The following is a 314-nucleotide window of genomic DNA, read 5'->3' on the forward strand; positions in this document are numbered from 1 at the left end:
ACAAGTCCCGCACCCGCCGCGAGTCCGCTCTCCACGCCCCACGGCCGACCGCACAGGCGGGCGATCTCCCGCACCCGGCGGGAGGTGCCCAGGGCGGCACGGCGCCGGCTGGCGGGGACGGGGACACCCCCGCAGGCGCGGGGAGCAGCCCAGGGGGTCCGTGCGCTGGGTCGACTTGTAGGGAACAGCCCCGCAGGCGCGGGGAGCAGGGTCTCCAGGTACAGCACGAGGTCGATCCTCAGGGAACAGCCCCGCAGGCGCGGGGAGCAGCCGCGAGTGCGCGCTCAGCAGGCTGCGTCGCAGGGAACAGCCCC

The 314-nt window shown here is 76.1% G+C and carries 1 protein-coding gene; it reads right to left on the reverse strand.

Features of this window, described 5'->3' with window-relative positions; translation table 11 throughout:
• Window positions 1-227 (reverse strand): hypothetical protein (locus PUR61_RS01610; protein ID WP_329874837.1); only part of this gene is annotated, 227 nt, incomplete at its 3' end.
• Window positions 228-314 lie beyond the last annotated feature (87 nt).

It is taken from the genome of Streptomyces sp. BE20, assembly GCF_036322525.1.
Classification (GTDB): Bacteria; Actinomycetota; Actinomycetes; order Streptomycetales; family Streptomycetaceae; genus Kitasatospora.